Raw genomic sequence first — 14,989 nt, 5'->3', positions numbered from 1 at the left:
ATCGGGCAGTTGAGATGACGGATCATCTGGTTGTGTCAGCGGTGCAGGCGGCGCGAGCAGTCGTCATCGTGACGGCCGCGGAGCACCGGGCACCGACTACTGGTGGCGGAGGAACTGCCGGCCCTCTCGGGCACGGTCATCTACGCAGCCGGCGGGCGCAGGGGCCGTCGTGGCTGTCGCGGAGGAGGCAGCGCCGGCCGCCAGGTAGCCGCAGGTCGCAGAAGACCCGGTGCCGGAGGAACTGCTGGTCCTCTTCGGAGACGGTGGTCTCCCCCGGGTCAGCCATCGGGAGCACCAGCATCCACCGCCCGATGACCCGGGCCAGGCGTTGTGCGGCAGACAGGTCGCTGGCAACCACGGGCAGGTGGATGACGTACCGCTGGCTCATCTCGTGTTGTCCCGCTCGTTGCGGGCACGGGCCTGGTCGGTCTGCCAGCGGCGCAGCGCGTTTTTGATCCGGACAGTCTCGAGGCGGCTCTCGGCGAGAGCGGCGTAGACGGCGGCCATGTCGACGGCGACCCGGTCGAGGAAGGCATACACGTCGTCGGGGTTCAGACCGCGACGGCCGAGCCCGGTCGGCGCGAAGCGGCGCTCACGCACCTGCCACGGCAGCAGGCTGGTGTACGTCGAGGAGCGATACGTCGCTCCGACCTCCCGTGCCGGTCGTTCGTTGCGGGCAATCATCTACTCGACCTGCCTTTCCCTTGATGGAAGGGGTGGGCCTTGTTCACACCGCTCACGCGGGCCCACCCCGCCTGCCACCGCGGCTTCGACTAGCGGCACGGCAGCAGGTTTGCTGTACGGCGTCACTCGACCGGGCTATAGATCCGCCTCCCGCCTTGAGGCTCTGCCGCCTCGACAAATATACGGACAGGGGCACAGGGGCACAACCAGTACGGCCCACGGGGGGACAAGGCTTACCAGGCATGACCGTCGATCCGCGCTCACACACGCCCGTCTACGTGCAGGTCGCTGACCTATTGCGGAGGCGGATCGAGTCCGGCGAGCTGGCGCCCGGGGTATCGCTGCCGAGCGAAGCCCGGCTGACCCAGGAGTACGGCATCGGCCGTGAGGCCGTCCGGATGGCGATGTCGATCCTGCGGTCCGAGGGGCTGGTCAGCACCGTTCGCGGTCACGGAACACGGGTGCGAAGCACGCCCGAGCGGCAACGGGTAGAACTGCCGGCTGGCGCGTCGGTCATCGCTCGGATGCCGACCGGCCGAGAACGGAACGAGCTGCACCTGGACGAGGGCGTCCCGGTACTGGAGATCCGCCACGGCAAGGGCGAGGTAGAGGTCAAGCCCGGCGACCAGGTCGAGCTAACCCGCCCCACCGAGGGCTAGGCCCTCGGAAGAATCACACAGACAGCCGGAGTGAGCGGCGAATCAGAGAGTGCATGCAACCTTGCTATCGGCCACTCTGAACGGAAGCTGGACGACTGACGAGCTTCGGCAGGAACTCGCCAGATATCACGAGGCGCTCCTTGCCGCCGGCAACCACCGTCCGAACACCATCGGAACCTACATCCAGCACCCCGAGCGCTTCATCGCGTTGTTGGAGGGCCGTTACGATCCCCGGCAGCCGCAGGGGCGCAACGCTCGCGGCCGCTTGTAGGAGCTCGAATGCCTAAGCACCGGTAGCCGGTGTGCTCGTCGCGGTGACGCATCCACATCACCACGTCGAGGACCCTGAGCAGGGTGATGGTCTCTTCCGGCAGTCCGGCTTGCGTCCGGAGTTCGGCAAGGCGGCTGGCGAGCATCACTTGCTGCTCCGACAGGCGGCCGTGCAGCCAGGGCCAGAAATCCTTACGTGTCCGAAAGGCGCATGCGACGACCTCGTCGTAGACCGGTACGAGCAAAGGCCGCTTGCGGGCGAGCAGTTTCCCTGCCACGACCCAGCCGATCCCGTCCGCGTTCCGCAGCAACCGCCAGGCTCGGTCAGCTCGTCAACGCCCCGTCTCTTTTCGATGAGAGGAGCCGCGTCAGGGTGTCCTAGCGGAACATTCGTTGGTATCTCACGCAGCTCGGCCGCTACGGCCCTTCCCAGCGAGTCCTGCAAGAGATCGAGGCTGGTACGCGGCGGTACCCTGACGCTGAGTAGCTCGACCGCGACCAAGTCCTCCGCCGTGATGACGTTGCAGGTCTCTGCCCGATCTCCGCCGCGTCCCAACCGTTCGAACTGCCCTCCAGTGAACGCCGATTGGCCGGCGACCCCGAAGTACCGCTGCAGATCGGCGACAGACTGCGGTTCGTCCAGGACCGCGAGGATCTCGGCGAGGGTCAGTGGCTGTCTCACGCCTCTACCTCGGTTGCGACCCGCCGCCGGATCTCCTTGAGTGAGACCACGTCACCGGCTCGGGCATCCTCTGCCGACCAGAAGTCGAGCCCGTCAGTGGCCCGCCGGGTCGCGGTGATCGACGGCCCGTACACGTCGATCTTCACCGCCTCCCCAGCCGCGCTCGGGGATCCGAGAGTCCGGCCGCCGTAGCGGATGCTGCCGTCGGCGAGTACCTCGGCGACGTAGTGCTTGCCGAGGTACTTCCCGTACAGCTTGCTGCCCGGGCGCAACCGGCCTGCCCTGATCAGGTCAATAACCTTTAGCGCACGTTCGGCGTCGGACACCGGCCGCTTGGGCGCACGCCCCTTGCCGGAGCCGACCGGCGTCAGCTGCTGAGGCACCGTAGGGGTGGCCGGTGGACGCACGATGTGCACCGTCTCGGCGTGCCCGACGACGCGAACGGGACCGACAGGGGTGACGGTGGCGGGGGCGGCGGACGACGGAAAGTCGAAGGTGGCACGGACCCTGATGAGACTGGACCGGACCTCGTCTCGGGTAAGTCTGGACAGGCGACGATCGAGCATCGCCACCAACTCCGCCTCCGGCTCACCGTCACCGAAGAGTTCGAGCAACTCCCCGTGGACCTGGCGATCCACGAAGTAGCCCTTCCACAGCTCCTCGATACGGTTGTCACGCATGTTGTCCTTGCTGAGCAGCGACAACAGCTCCACCGCTTCGTCGAGGCCCTCCTCGAGGCGGACCGCACGGAACAGCTTGTGCTCAATGGGCACGGGCGCATGGGCGTTGTAGATCCGCCACTCCGCGCCGTCGGTCAACGCCACCCATTCGACGCCGGCAACCGTGGCATAGCTGATGGTCTGGTTGGCCCACCGCGGATCATCGAGATTCTCCCCGAGACCCTTCGCTTCGATGAACAGCCGCGGCGTGCGTAGCAGGAGGAGGGCGTAGTCGACGGGGTTGTCGGTGCCACGTCGACGGTACTCCCGGTGCACCTCGTCCGGGTCGAACAGGTCCCAGCCCAGCGCCCCGATGACCGGTTCAATCAGCCCGGCCTTGGTGTTCTGCTCACCGATGCGCTGGTGTTGACGGCGGAATCGCGCCACCCGCTCGACACACTGCTTCAGTGCGTCTTCCAGACCGAACATGCTCATCCCTCACGCCGCCCGTTCGTCTCACCGGTCGCGTTCTCGCCCAGTCGACCGAGGTGCATCAGCAAGGTCCCGATTTCCACCGCCGCTGGCGACTGCGGCCCATACAGGGCGCTGACGTCTCGAAGCAGATCCGTGAGGTGGCGCCGAGCCCCGGTCACGTCACCGACCCCGGCGGCGAGCATGGCGACCTGCTGCCGCAGCGGGAACAGCTCAGGCGACTCCGGTGACAGCGCCCGCTGCTCCTCGGCGAGCAGCGAACGCAGCTCGTCCAACGCCGTGGTCGCCTCGCCCAACTCCGCCTGACACACCGCCGCCTGTTGCCGGCATTGCCAGATCAGCTCCTGGTCGGGCGCCGGGCGGGTCGCCAGGTCCGGAATGAGTCGCTGGAACTCGGGCAGCGCCTGCCGGAACGCGCCGGCGAGGACGTACAGGTTGGCCAGGTAGAGCCGCAGCTCCAGGATCCTCGGCTGCCTGGCGCCGTGCCCCTTCCGGACCGGCCGCAGGGCCGTCTCCAGCAGCTCGGCGGCCTGGGTGAACCGCTCCTCCTCGGCCAGCTCCCAGGCCCGCTCCTCGACCTCACTCAGCTTATCGATAGAGAGCGCCTCGACGACCTCCGGAGCGTTGCGGGGCCGCACAACGTCCACCCTCGTGGGTGCCAGTGGTGCCCGAGGCGGCAGTGGCCCGAACGGGTACCGGTACGGCATCGTGGGGTCGACTGGTTCACCGCCCGCGACCGTCAGCGCCAGGTCGGCGGCCAGCTCACGCTCGACTGCCCCGAGGGGAGCCAGTAGCTCATACACCTCCGTGGCTGATCCCGGACGGTGCTGCGGGTCCTTGGCGAGTAGTTGCGCGACGAGCCGCACCAGCTCTTCGGGCACGCCCCCGCGGTGGTCTGCAACGGAGGGCACCGGGTCATTCATGTGCCGGTGCAGCATGCCGAGCGGATTGTCGGACCGGTAAGGCGGATTGCCGGTCAGCAGCTCGAACAGCACACAGCCGAGCGCGTACAGGTCTGCTCTCGGACCTACCGTGCTGCTCAACGCCTGTTCGGGTGCCATGTACGTAGGCGTGCCGAGGGTGTGCCCGGTGGCGGTCAGTCGAGGGACGTCAGCCGGCCCGAGGAGCGCGGCCACGCCGAAGTCGAGGACCTTGACCGCGCCGGTCGGCGTGAGCATGAGGTTCTGCGGCTTGAGGTCGCGATGCACCAGCGAGGCGGCGTGGGCCGCCGCCAGCACGGAGCAGATCTGCGCACCGATCGCCGCCGCCCACGGCACGGAGAGCCATCCCCGCTCGGCAATGAGATCAGCGACGAGCATGCCCGGCACCAGCTGCATGACGATGTAGATGTCGTCGCCCTGAACCCCGACGTCGTGGACGCTGGGCACGCCCGGATGGTCGAGGCGGGCGGTGACTCGCGCTTCCCGGATGAAGCGTTCGACTGCGTTCTCCCGCTCGCTCTCCGGAATGGAGAGCTTGCGGAGGAACTTGATGGCGACCGGCCGGTCGAGCTTCTCGTCGAAGCCGGCCCATACCTCGCCCATACCGCCGTGGCCGACCGGGTACGTCAGTTCGTACCGTTCAGCGACACGCTCCTGCGCCCGCATCAAGCCCCCATTGCGCGTCGCGTTCGATTACAGCAGTCATCGATGTAGCTAGGATTTGTCACCGTACAGGTCGCCCTACCCCTGGAACTGGTCCTGAGGTGGAAGCGGTGATCGGACGGCGACAAGCGTCCTCCTCGCTGGCAGGTGTGCCGGTTAGGCGATGCCCTTGCGACTGCGGATCATCTGGTAAGCCTGTCGACGTGCGAACTGGTTGAGCTGCGACCGCAGGCTCTCGTCATCCAGGTAGCGCTGCATCAGCTTGCCGTTGTCGTCGTGGCGGGACAGGATCACGTCCTCGATCCGTTTGTCACAGACCACGCCGAAGTTGCTCTCGTCGTTGACCATCGCGGCGGCCTCAAGGGTGCCGTCCTCGGCGAGGGCAACGATTTGCTGCTCGACCCAGACCTTGTCCGACTCGCCCAGCCCGATGCCGAATCGGTCGTTGAACGCGTCGATCAGCTCGGACAACACGACCTTCTCCAGGTCACGCTGCTGGCCCGCTGCCCCGCCGAGGAAGCCGGGCAGCATCTGCTCGCCTTCGGGCGACAGCGACGCGTCATGCTCGCCGGTCTTGCTGACCCGCAGGTGGGTCAGCTCCACCTCACCAATGTCGACGGACGGGTCCTGCCGCCGGGGCAACCGGTTGAGCAACGCCCGTCCGTACAGGTAAAGCCGTTCCAGATCCTCGTCGTGGTAGGGCACGACCTGGCTAAGGAAGGCGTACATCCGGGTGTAGTCGCGCAGCGCGGACCGGAAGGTGTCCGCGGCCTCCGGGTCGTCGGCGGCCAGGGCGTTGAAGCGCTGGACGGCCGGCTCAGTGAAGCGGTAGAGGGCGCCGTGAGCCCGCTGAAGCGCGGTGTCGCTGGTTGCCTTCTGCTCGGCGGCGAGCAAGGCGTCGGCGTACGCCTGCATCTCTGAGTTGACCAAGACCGGGTAGCCCGTCACCGCGTTCTGCGCCGTGTAGAGCAGGTTGGGGTCGGTAGGCGTGGTGGCGGCGGTCTCGAAGTACGGCTTGAAGTGCTCGGCAATGTCACCGGCCTCGTTGACGAAGTCGAGGACGAAGACGTCACCCTGAGCCTTGAGCGGATGGGTGCGGTTGAGCCGGGACAGCGTCTGCACGGCGGCAACGTTCTTGAGCAGCTTGTCGACGTACATCGTGGTGAGCAGCGGCTGGTCGAAGCCGGTCTGGTACTTCTCGGCGACGACCAGGATCCGATATTCGGTCGGCTGCTTCGCCTTGGGCGTGCCAGCGTGCTTGTCGTCGGCGGCGGTGTAGGCGAACCGCTCAGGCAGCTCGCCCTCGCTGAAGCCGTTGCTCCGCGCCTCGGTGTGCTCAACGCCGTCCACCTCCAGATCGCCGGAAAAGGCGACCAGGGAGTCGCATCCGACGTAGCCCTGCATCTCGACGTACTTCTTGATGGCGGTGTGCAGGCGTACGGCGGCCTCGCGGGATCCGGTGACCACCATGGCCTTGGCGCGGTTACCCAGGCGCGGCGCGGTGTGCTTGCGGAAGTGCTCGACGATGATCTCGGCCTTCTGGGCCTGCATCGTGGGGTGCAGGCTGGCGAAGCGGGCGAGCTGGGCGCCGGCCTTCTTCGGATCGACCTCAGGGTCGTCGGGGTTGGCGTTGGCCAGCTTCCAGTAAGACTTGTAGGTCAGGTAATTGCGCAGCACATCGAGGATGAAGCCCTCGTCGATGGCCTGCCGCATCGAGTACGTGTGGAACGGCTGCGGGTTGCCCGTGACCGGGTGCGGCGTGCCGAACAGCTCGAGGGTCTTCGGCTTCGGCGTGGCGGTGAACGCGAAATACGACAGCGTCTCGTGCCGGCCCCGGGCCAGCGCCGACGCGGTGAGCAGGTCACCCGACTCGTCCACGTCGTCGCTGCCCAGCTTGAGCAGCACCTTCTTCAGAGCGGCGGCAGAGTCACCGGACTGCGACGAATGCGCCTCGTCGACGATGACCGCGAACCGCTTACCGCGGAGCCCCTGCACCTGATTGAGGATGTAGGGGAACTTCTGCATGGTCGTGATGACTACCTTGGCCGTCTCGCCCTGGAGGGCGGCGGCGAGCTGGGCGGAGTCCTTGTCGATCCGCTGCACCACGCCCGGCACATGCTCGAACTGGAAGACGGTGTCCTGCAACTGCCGGTCCAGCACCACCCGGTCGGTGATGATGATGACCTTGTCGAAGACCGGCTCGTTGGGGCGCAGCCCCTTGGCACGGGCGTCCTCATCGAGGGTGGGTGCGGTGTGCAGGCTGGAGAGTCGGTGCGCCAGCCAGGCGATGGTGTTGGACTTGCCCGACCCGGCCGAGTGCATGACCAGGTAGTTGTGGCCGGATCCGTTGCGGGCGGCGTGGTCTGCCAGGTTGGTCACCGCGTGCCACTGGTGGTAGCGCGGGAAGATCAGCGCCTTGGACTCCTTGTCGGTGTGCAGGAACCGGCGGATCAGATCCATCCAGGTGTCCGGGTGCCAGATCTGCTCCCACAGGTAGGAGCTGCGGTAACCGCTTTCGCTGGCGGGTGGGTTGCCGGCGCCGCCGGACACGCCCGGCCCGTCGGAGCCGGTGTTGAAGGGCAGGAACCGGGTTTTGTCGCCAGCGAGCTTCGTCGTGACGAAGACCAGGTCGGGGTCCACGGCAAAGTGCACGAGGGTACGCCTTGCGAAGAGCAGTTCCTTCGGGTCGCGGGTCTCGCGGTACTGCGTCTTGGCGTCCTCGACGGTCTGGCCGGTGAGCGGGTTCTTCAACTCGGCGGTGGCGAGGGGAATGCCGTTGACGAAGAGGACCAGGTCGAGGGTGTTGCTGTTGCTGGTCGAGTAGGCGAGCTGACGGGTGACTGTGAGACGGTTGGCGCGGTAGACCTTGAGCGCGTCATCGGTGATGGCGTGGGCCGGCTTGAAGTACGCAAGCCGGATCAGGACGCCCTTGTCCTTGACGCCTCGTCGCAGGACGTCGAGCGGGCCGCGCTCGTCAATTTGCTTGGCGAGATACTGGGCGAAGTGCCGCTGCGCATCATGCGGATTGTTTCCGTGATAGGACACCAGCTTCGCCCACTCGTCTGGCTGACTTGCCGAGATGAAGCCGAAGAGCTCGGCGGTATCGATGGCGAGTGGGCGGCTATAGTGATCGACCACGCCGCGAAGCCATCCAGCGCCTAACAACGCACCCTCTACAGCCGCCTCGAACGATCGCTCATCTTGCACTGCCACAGGACCTCACCACGCTAGTCTCGAACCAACGGTCGGTCTTCCCGCTCCGCATGAAATAGCTAGCCGAGCCAACGAACGCACTCGGCCCTGTAACCTCTCGGATGACCTCTATTCGGCTTGAAGGCCACCGCAGTGGCCTCACCTATATACTCCCACTCGGCGGGGTCTGCTAGATCTCGAAGGTGGTAGAAATAGTCGTGACCCGCATAGGCGACAAAGCCAAAGTATTTGTCCAATATAACGAACTTGACCACGCCAATCCGCCGGTCAAGCCAACCTTGATCGACTGCACTCAGCCTATCGTACAGCTGGCTTTGAAACTCCTTAGCTTTCCGTACAACGAAGTTTTCATCGGACAGTTTCGCAATTTCTGCGGCTATCATCCCCAGCTGGACCATACGATCGCGCGATTCGTCTATAAGCAGGCCTACGGGCGCAGTCTTTGCCAGTTCCGCTCCAACCTCCAACGCATGCAACGCGCCGTCAAGGTCCCTCTTATCACGGTCAGCGCTCGCCCAATAAACTGCGGACCGGAAAGCGGTTATAACGGCCGGCACTAACTCGGGTTGGTACGGAGAGCCGGTCGAGAGAGCGTGCTCAGTAACTTGAATTGCAGAAGCATAGTCTTCTAGCCGCAGATGCGCCCACGCTATCTGACTAATGATCGCAGTGTGAGCCGTGTCTACACGCGCTGCAGCTTGCAGCAGATCGAGTCCTCGAGCAGGGTTGTCACCCTGGTCTAGGAGGAAGCTGCCGAAGAAGTAGTTAAGTGTGGGCGACAGGGGAGCTAGCTCATGCGCTCGTTCATAAGCGGCCCGCGCCGCGCCGAAATCACTGCGGAGCACTTGGATGTGGGCCTCCACCCGCCACGCCTCATGGTAGGTAGGAGCAAGAAGTTGCGCTTCACGGCAGTTCAACAAGCCCTCGTCCGTGTTTCCGCGGCCTGCCGCTAGGAGAGCATCACGGAGCAGTCGGGCGACGTTGAAATCGCCAGTTCCTCGAACATCAACTGTTTCTGGCGAATAAGGGCTGGCCGAGCCCTCCGCGCGCAAGTCGGCGCCAACACTATGGAGTTGTTGATGCCGCCGAATTAGATTCGCCCTGTCCCCCGCGGAAACAGGGTGCCGGCTATCCAGATATTGCTTGCCGAAATCGGTCAGCTGATATGTTGTATCGACTACCTCAGAAGCGTTCGTGCTCTGGCTTCGCATCTGGACAAAGTTGGTCGTGATGAGATCTAGCAATGCCGCCTGCATCCGAGTAGCTGAGAAGTCAGTCAGGAATGCAAGTTCGCCTTGGTTGCGGGCTCCTGGCAGCACCTGCATACAACGAAGCACGCTTTGGGCGTCTACCTTCAGATAGCCGTATACGTTTGACATGCAAAAATCGAGGAGCAGCGCGTTATCGGAAACAAGATCTTCCGGCCTCTTGCCCGCTTGGACGCCAGCAACGAACCACTTCAGATAGGCCGGATGCCCACCCATCTTCCTAACATAAGCCTGAATATTTTCATTGGACAACTCCGTTAGCACCCGTGCTCCGCGGATCCCCGCAACAGCCCGAAGAAGGCGGCCGCCCTCGTCCTCAGATAACGCCCCCAAGCTGACCGGATTCTCGATTCCTAATCCGATTCTACTTGTGATGATCACTTTGCTCCCGACCGGGAGCTCTAGCAGAAAGTTGCGAAGTCGTTGATCCAGTACCGTCTCAAGGTTATCAAGGATTAATAGGATGCGGAAGTTCTCCAAATAGCTGAGTACTTCCTCAACGGGATCAGTGTCGGGGGCGAGAACGCCGAGTTCCTCCGCTGCCCGGGTGAACAGCCCTAGCGAATCTTTAATAGCGCCGCTGATACGGCGAATCTCATTAGGTGTAAGGACGGTCGCCTTAGCACTGACCCAAACGAAAGCGTCGAACTGTACGGCTTCGTCATCAAGGAGGTCATAGGCAGCCTTTAGCGCGATCGATGTCTTCCCAATCCCGCCTTCGCCGAGAACGGAAACAACCGGGTAGGCACCTTTGATGGCTCTCTTAATCCGCGTCAGTTGCTGTTGACGACCAAAGAAGCCGGTCTCGTCGAAATCCGGAACGGGCAAATTGTGTTGAGGACTCCGTGTTGGATCAATAGGCAGATCAATCCTCAGTCCGAGGACATAAGCAGGATCCCGCCCAAGTCGTGTACGGGTCTCAGCCAAGCCCGTCCAGTGGTTTCCGTTCCGGTCAACCAATTTTCCCACAACATCAAGCAGTGAGGGAAGGTCATCTATCTCCATTGGCCGTGTATGCGCAACCCTGTTTCGGATCGCCGCGATACGACCAAGCGCGGGCGCTAAATTCGCTAGCTGCTCCGAAATCGCCGGATCCAAGTCAGCTTTTCGCGCAAGGAGCACCTCGTAGCTATCAGCAAAGTCAAGGTACGGAAGAAGCGCAACGTCCGATCGGGCCGCAGCCTTCCCGTGGTCTCTGGCTCGCCTATCTTGGGCCTTGGCAGCAATTGCAGGCGGCAGGATCGCATTAACTCCTTGCCCTCCGTGGAGGCCCTCGATCTCAAGGCGCAGATCCTCCTCGAGAGCCGAGATCAACGCGAAGCAGGTAAGTCGAGCGGCACTGAAACTCACGATAACCTCCCGAACCAAACTCCTGAAAGAAGGTGATTTGCTCTCGGGAGACCTCCTCCCGCTACACGACCTTCTGCTGATGCTAACCGACACTCACCCGAAAGTCCCTATGCCGTCGTTAGGTCGATCCGACCGGCGACGGCCGCCGTAATTAAAGCCTGACGCCGCTCACCTAGGAGGCGATCCTGTTCCTCTATTCGACTGATTGACTTGTCGATGGGCTCGATGGCCTCTTCTATCTCGGAGACGAGTCGTTGCTGGTCCGGCAGCGACCGCCGAGGTACCGGCATCGCTTTCATAGCAGCCACATTGAAGTGGGACTGGATGCTGCCCACTGCAAACTCCGCCACCCGCCGCTTGGCATAGCTCGAGTTCAGTAGATACTCCGCGAACCTCGGAACGATCAGGGGTCCAGGTCGAACAATCACCAGGTCAATACAGTTGGCGCCGTCGAATTCTGGAGTCACGATGGCAGCTGTACCGGCCTGACCGGTACGTACTACGACTAGATCCCCAGTCCTTAGTCGAGATTTGCTGTGAAGGAGGTGTCCCTGAGGGCTGATTTGTACAAGATCCTTCGCGTCGATTCTTCCCGACTTGACGTTGATCCCGCGCAGCGCCGGCACTCCGCCGCCCTCCACATACCAAGCGGCCGGAGTGATGACGATCCCCACCGTGACACGCTCGACAAGGTACTTAAGAGGGACTAGCTCAGGCTCGCCGTTATCATGGCCGATGAGGTGCTCGATTACCCGCGCGCGCTTGAGTTGGAGGAGTTCCTTCATCCGAGCCCTGGCTGCGCGCACTCGGTCGAGCCGTTCTGTTTCTACGTCGAGGAAGTCGGCGATGCGCCGCTGCTGCCCGATGGGCGGAAGTTCGATCTTGAAGTTACCTAGATCGCTTGCGTTAATCGCGGGATAGCTGACCCCGACTGACCGCGACACGACATATTGAACAAATGGTTCGGAACGGCAGAGATATGACAGGTAACCTGGATCGACTTGCGATCCAGCCTCTAAGACGGCAAACCCCGTAGAGAAGACAAGAGTGTCTTCCAAGTTTGGAACGCGGCCGATAGCTCGCAAGTACGTGCGGACGGTCGACACGATTGTTGCGCCCGGTGACGCAAGGCGCCGCGCTCGCGATGGGGCTTCACCGAAGGTAGTCGCAGCTACTGGGACCGTCACGCCGCCGAGTGCGTCGACAGCAGCAATGTCAACGTACTTGAATTCGTAGCCTGGGTCCGTTGTCTCAGGGAGAGTTGATTGGTTAATCTGGGCTACGTCTTTGATTCTCATCTCGTAACCCGACCCAGAAGCGCCTGAATTTCCTCCTCCAGCATTTTTATTTCGGCGTCGATCTGTCCGAGCGGCCTCGGGACTTGGTAGACGTAGAAGTGCCGGTTGAAAGGGATCTCGTAGCCGATCTTGGTCTTGATCTCATCGACCCATGCGTCAGGCGCGTGCGGCAGCACCTCGCGCTTGAAGTAGTCGTGGATCTCCTCGCCCATTGGCACGTTCTCGTTGTCCCGGAGGTCGGCGTCCGCCAGCGGCCTGCCCTTACGATCCCTCTGCACCTCCCCCTCCGGGTCGCTGACCGAGAATGCCTCCCACACCGCTTTCTCAACCGCCGTCGGCAGGTTCCCCAACCCGCTCAGCTTCATCGCAAACTCAGCACGTGTCTTCGATGCCGTGCTCAGAAGCGAGTTCGCCGCCGCCAGGAGCGCCTCACGATGGGCATACTTGAGCACCGCCCGCGCCTCCGCGAGCAACGCGATTGTCTCTTCTGTGACCTCGAAGCGCAGCCGTAGCGGGCGCTCGACGGTGATGCGCTGGTAGCCGAAGTCGGTGGTCTTGAAAACCTTCACCTGGGCGTGCTGCGGGTGCTCCGGGTCATCCGCGATGGACAGCGCGTCCACGTATGCGCGCGTCAACTCGGCGATGTGCTCGTCGGTGAGCATCTTGCGCTTGTCGCCGAGGCTCTTGCGCATCTTGGTCCAGTAGTCGCGACCGTCGAGCAGCACCACCTTGCGCTGGCGGGCCGGGTCCTTGCGGTTGGTGATGATCCAGAAGTACGTGGAAATGCCGGTGTTGTAGAAGAGCTGTTCAGGCAGCGCGACGATGCCTTCCAGGAGGTCGTTCTCCAGGACCCAGCGGCGGATCTCCGACTCCCCCGATCCGGCAGCGCCGGTGAAGAGCGGCGAGCCGTTGAAGACGATCGCGAGGCGACTGCCGCCGTCATCGGGGCGCTTCATCTTTGAGATCATGTGCTGAAGGAAGAGCAGCGAGCCGTCGTTGATCCGCGGCAGGCCAGCACCGAACCGGCCGGCGTGGCCGCGGGCGTGCTCGGCCTTGATGAACGGCTCGACCTTCTTCCACTCCACCCCGAACGGCGGGTTGGCGAGCATGTAGTCGAAGCGCTCGTCTTCGTGGCCGTCCTGGTTGAAGGAGTTACCGTAGGCGATCTTTGTCGGGTCGCCGCCCTTGAGCATCATGTCGGAGCGGCAGATCGCGTAGGTCTCGCCATTGAGCTCCTGCCCGTACACCTCGACGGTGGCGTGCGGGTTGTGCTCCTGGATGTGGTCCTGCGCCTCGCTGAGCATGCCGCCGGTGCCGCAGGCCGGGTCGTAGACCTTGCGGACGATGCCCGGGGTGATCAGGTCGTCCTCGTCGGGGGCGAGCAACAGGTTGACCATCAGCTTGATGACCTCGCGCGGGGTGAAGTGCTCACCGGCGGTCTCGTTGCTGATTTCGGAGAAGCGGCGGATCAGCTCCTCGAAGACGTAGCCCATCTGGTGGTTGGAGACCACGTCCGGGTGCAGGTCGATGTCGGCGAACTTGGCGACCACCTGGTAGAGCAGGCCGGCCTCGGAGAGCCGGCTGATCTGGGTGTCGAAGCCGTACTTCTCCAACACGTCGACCGCACCCGGCGAGAAGCCGCCGATGTAGGCGCGCAGGTTGAGCGCGACGTGGTCCTGGTCGCCGAGCAGCTTGCGGAATGACATCTCGCTGGTGTTGTAGAACGACAGCCCGGCGGTCTTACGCAACACCGGGTCCATGTTCTGTACGCCCATGTCCTTGAGCTGCCTGTGCCGGGCGAGCACCGCGTCCTTCGTCGGCTCCAACACGCAATCGAGCCGACGCAGCACGGTCAGCGGCAGGATCACCCGGCCGTACTCGGACTGCTTGTAGTCGCCGCGGAGCAGGTCGGCGACCGACCAGATGAAGTTCGCGAGCTCTTGGTGCTTGGTACTCACCAGGTTCCTTTCGATTGCCTTAAGTCAGGAGTATTGCTGCTGGTCCGCGTCGTCGGGGTCCCCCACTCGGTGGAGATGATCAACCGAGTGTCAGCGGGTCGTCGCTGACGGGCGATTCATACTTCGCTAGGCTCGAGAGTATGAGTCGGCGTGTGACGATCTCTGTCCCTGATGACGTGGCCGAGCAGCTGGATGCACTCCCGGCCCGCCAGGTTTCCGCGTACGTCACCGAAGCGCTGCGCCGCCGTCGGGTATCCGACGACATGCGCGCCGCTCTGCGGGCGGCCGGGCACGGCGAGTTCCCGTACGACCCGGAGGGCGCGGCGCGCCGGCTGGCGGCCCGCCAGGTAACACCAGAGATGCGCGAAGCGGCGATAACCCGTGTGGCGGAGCTGTTGGAGCGTCCGGTCGACGAGGTCCGCGCCGACTTCGACCGGCCGAGTGCGGCGTGAGCGCACCGGTCTACGTGCTCGACACCGGCGCCCTGATGGCCTACGCCCAGGGTGTCGACGCCGTCGGTGAAGCGATGGTGGAGGCGGCCGATGCCAATGCGACGGTTGCCGTGCCCCTGGTCTGCCTGGTCGAGGCATACAGCCTGCTCGACCACACCGAGCACGAGTACCTGTCGATGCTGCGTCGCAACCCGGCCGTACGGGTCATCACACCGGCCCTGCACGTCGACCGAGCCGACGACTGTCCGGTCGTCGGGGGGATGGCCCGGCAGGCCGGCCGCCTCGGAGCCGGCCACGCGGCCTTCGTTGCGATCAGCAGCGCTGCCGGCCTCATCACGTCCCGGGCCGATCAGGTGCGAAAGGTGCTCGGCGACGACTGGCCCATCGTCGAGGTCTGACC

Annotated in this window: 11 protein-coding genes and 2 pseudogenes; 3 read left to right on the top strand and 10 right to left on the bottom strand. The window is 63.9% G+C overall.

The window, feature by feature from the left end; genetic code table 11:
• Window positions 1-136: 136 nt before the first annotated feature.
• Entirely contained in the window at window positions 137-388 is a 252-nt protein-coding gene (locus OG990_RS07740) for a hypothetical protein (protein ID WP_406079555.1), read from the bottom strand.
• A complete protein-coding gene (locus OG990_RS07735; RefSeq protein ID WP_406079554.1) occupies window positions 385-684 on the bottom strand; it encodes a DivIVA domain-containing protein in 300 nt (99 codons plus the stop codon). Before OG990_RS07735 ends, OG990_RS07740 begins: the two co-directional genes overlap by 4 nt.
• Window positions 685-926: 242 nt before the next feature.
• On the opposite strand from OG990_RS07735, the gene OG990_RS07730 reads away from it, so the two are divergent.
• Window positions 927-1,343, top strand: coding sequence for a GntR family transcriptional regulator (locus OG990_RS07730; RefSeq protein WP_406079553.1), 417 nt, complete (start codon window positions 927-929; stop codon window positions 1,341-1,343).
• Between the two features lie 200 nt (window positions 1,344-1,543).
• Here the strand turns inward: OG990_RS07730 and OG990_RS07725 are convergent.
• The 8 genes and pseudogenes from OG990_RS07725 to OG990_RS07690 all read right to left on the bottom strand — a co-directional run.
• Window positions 1,544-1,930 (bottom strand): annotated as a pseudogene (locus OG990_RS07725) (DUF6308 family protein); the annotation flags it as partial.
• A gap of 32 nt (window positions 1,931-1,962) precedes the next feature.
• A pseudogene (locus tag OG990_RS07720) lies at window positions 1,963-2,295 on the bottom strand (DUF6308 family protein); the annotation flags it as partial.
• On the bottom strand, window positions 2,292-3,443 hold the full coding sequence (locus OG990_RS07715) for a hypothetical protein (protein ID WP_406079552.1): 1,152 nt from the start codon (window positions 3,441-3,443) through the stop codon (window positions 2,292-2,294). The pseudogene OG990_RS07720 and the gene OG990_RS07715, both read right to left, overlap by 4 nt.
• A gap of 2 nt (window positions 3,444-3,445) precedes the next feature.
• Window positions 3,446-5,053: a protein kinase domain-containing protein gene (locus tag OG990_RS07710; protein ID WP_406079551.1), complete on the bottom strand. Its 1,608-nt coding sequence runs from the start codon at window positions 5,051-5,053 to the stop codon at window positions 3,446-3,448.
• Between the two features lie 153 nt (window positions 5,054-5,206).
• Entirely contained in the window at window positions 5,207-8,188 is a 2,982-nt protein-coding gene (locus OG990_RS07705; RefSeq protein ID WP_406079550.1) for a type I restriction endonuclease subunit R, read from the bottom strand.
• A gap of 134 nt (window positions 8,189-8,322) precedes the next feature.
• Complete coding sequence (locus tag OG990_RS07700; protein WP_406079549.1) at window positions 8,323-10,881, bottom strand: NB-ARC domain-containing protein; 2,559 nt, start codon at window positions 10,879-10,881, stop codon at window positions 8,323-8,325.
• A 107-nt stretch (window positions 10,882-10,988) separates the two neighbouring features.
• Window positions 10,989-12,179: a restriction endonuclease subunit S gene (locus OG990_RS07695; protein WP_406079548.1), complete on the bottom strand. Its 1,191-nt coding sequence runs from the start codon at window positions 12,177-12,179 to the stop codon at window positions 10,989-10,991.
• Window positions 12,176-14,137, bottom strand: coding sequence for an N-6 DNA methylase (locus OG990_RS07690; protein ID WP_406079547.1), 1,962 nt, complete (start codon window positions 14,135-14,137; stop codon window positions 12,176-12,178). Before OG990_RS07690 ends, OG990_RS07695 begins: the two co-directional genes overlap by 4 nt.
• A 152-nt stretch (window positions 14,138-14,289) precedes the next feature.
• Here OG990_RS07690 and OG990_RS07685 point away from each other — a divergent pair, with 152 nt between their 5' ends.
• Window positions 14,290-14,589, top strand: coding sequence for a hypothetical protein (locus OG990_RS07685; RefSeq protein ID WP_406079546.1), 300 nt, complete (start codon window positions 14,290-14,292; stop codon window positions 14,587-14,589).
• Window positions 14,586-14,987, top strand: coding sequence for a hypothetical protein (locus tag OG990_RS07680; RefSeq protein ID WP_406079545.1), 402 nt, complete (start codon window positions 14,586-14,588; stop codon window positions 14,985-14,987). The genes OG990_RS07685 and OG990_RS07680 overlap by 4 nt, the downstream gene beginning before the upstream one ends.
• The last annotated feature ends 2 nt before the right edge of the window (window positions 14,988-14,989 follow it).

Source organism: Micromonospora sp. NBC_00858 (genome assembly GCF_045207365.1).
Lineage (GTDB): Bacteria > Actinomycetota > Actinomycetes > Mycobacteriales > Micromonosporaceae > Micromonospora.
Note: the sequence above shows the minus strand (reverse complement) of the source record. Positions and strands in the feature narration are given on the sequence as shown.